This is a genomic window from Amycolatopsis rhizosphaerae (assembly GCF_007713715.1).
In the GTDB taxonomy this organism is placed as follows: Bacteria; Actinomycetota; Actinomycetes; order Mycobacteriales; family Pseudonocardiaceae; genus Amycolatopsis_E; species Amycolatopsis_E rhizosphaerae.
Window position 1 is genome coordinate 1 of sequence record NZ_VJWX01000782.1, and the last position, 1,919, is coordinate 1,919.

Genomic DNA, 1,919 nt, shown 5'->3' on the forward strand with positions numbered 1-1,919 from the left:
AGTCCCGGCGGCCCGGCAGCCAGGCGTGGGTGCGCTGCCGAATCTGACGTCGAACAGCCTTTACCCGCCCGGCACGATCACCCCTCCGCCCGGCGCCGAACTACCCCACGAGCCGCAGGGCAAGGAAAACGGCAAACGCCAGAACGGCGCCCCTTCGCCGGGACTGTCCTCCGGATTGGGCGGCATGGCGGGATCGGCCCCGGCCCTCCCCCCAGGCGCCTCCGCACCGGAAGGCCAGGGCACCCAACGGACGGCCGCGCCGGCTTTGGGCGGCGCTTCCTCTGTCGCACAGGCATTCCAGCCGCCGCCGGGCGGCGCACCCCCGGTACTGGGCGACACCAAGAGGCGCGGCAGGCCGGTCGCCGGTCGCGCGGCCGAGGCTCCGGCCGGGACGAGCGGGCTCGGCACTCCGCCAGTACTGTCCAATCCCCATCGGACCGAACCGGAGAAGACCTTTACGGAACGGATCGCCGAGGGCAGACGCGGCCGGAAGCGCCGCCGCGAGGCCCTGGCGAAGTCCGAGTTCGCCGCCGGTCTCCCTACCGGCGCTTCTCCCATGCTCGCGGGCCGGTACGGGATGGCGGACGAACTCGTCGTCACCCCAGCCGGTGAGATCCCCGCCGCGCTGCGGGCACCGGAACCTTCGGCGTCCACGGTGTCCATATCGGACGCCCACGCTCGCCCCGTGGTCCACGCGGACCGGGCCGTCCGCAGCTCTCGGCCGTCCGCGCTTCCGGCCGAGGAGAAGGCCGCGGTCACCGACGACTCGGCGTTCGAGGTCGAGACCCCGGGCGGGCCGCTGGTCGCCGCCGGGCGGCCGGAACAGCCCTACCGCGCGGAGCCGTCCGCCAGGCTCGGCGGGCAGGGCTGAGTCCGGACCGGGGGGTGGTCCGCGACGCGGCCCACCCCCGGCTGCCGACCTTGTCGCGCTTGTGTCCCACCTTCACGCGCTTGTGTCCCACGCTCAGTGCGGCGAGTTCCACGTTCGGCACCGTCCTGGGGGCACGACCGGTGCCCGAAAGTGGGACACAACCGCACGAGGGTGGGACACGAAAAGGGGGTCAGTAGCGGCCGGGGCGGCCGATGCGGTCGAGTTCGGCGGGAATCTGGTCCACCCACAGGTACTGGTTTCCCCCGGGGGCGAACAGCGCCATCATGTCGTCGCGCAGGAGCTGGAGCTGCTGTGCGTTGTGCGGTGTCAACCGCAAGGCCGGTGCGACGAGCGCCGCCTCGTTCGGGGTGAGCCGTTGGGCCAGCACCAGCTCCGAATCCCGCACCGCGGGCACCCGGTCCGGGGTCAGCCGCCGGTGCAGCAGGAGGCGGGTCTGCCACGGTTCCGGCGCCTCGGGACCGGGCGCGCCGTGGTGCAGGCACAGCACCGGCGCGTCCGCGCTGGCACCCACCTCGGCGGGCGCATCCGGTGCCAGCACGGCGACCCGATCGGTTCTCCCGGTCACCGACCGTCCTAACCGGACCCAATCCTCCGGGTGCTCAGTGAAGACCAGCAGCCGGGCGCCCGCCCGCAGGGCCCTCGACGCCATCAGCCTGGCGGCCCAGCCGCCACCGATAAGACTGAGGGAAACCGGTTCCGGGCGGAAAAGGGTAATCGCCACGGGAAACCCGTTCTGGTCGCGACCCAATCGCATGCCGATCGACGACGCCGACACCTGCAACCGGTCCAGCGCCGCCGGGGAGGCGTGGTGTGTGCCGATCCGCAACCGCGGGATCGACCGGTGCCGCCGTACGCGCCAGTCGCGGTATCCGCTCCCGGCCGGGGGTGGCGCACCGGCGGGGCCGTTCGGCGGTGGCGAACCGGGCGGCAGGGGAGCCGCGACACCGATGGCGAGGGGCGCAGGCGCGATCTCCACCGTGCTGGCCGCGGCAGCGGAGCGACCGCTGTCCTCTTCGGTCTGCCGGGC

Annotated in this window: 1 protein-coding gene and 1 pseudogene; one reads left to right on the forward strand and one right to left on the reverse strand. The window is 73.5% G+C overall.

Features of this window, described 5'->3' with window-relative positions; translation table 11 throughout:
- Positions 1-871, forward strand: a pseudogene (locus FNH05_RS36765) (hypothetical protein); the annotation flags it as partial.
- A 190-nt stretch (positions 872-1,061) separates the two neighbouring features.
- Here FNH05_RS36765 and FNH05_RS36770 read toward each other — a convergent pair.
- Positions 1,062-1,919 (reverse strand): hypothetical protein (locus tag FNH05_RS36770; protein WP_144593440.1); only part of this gene is annotated, 858 nt, incomplete at its 5' end.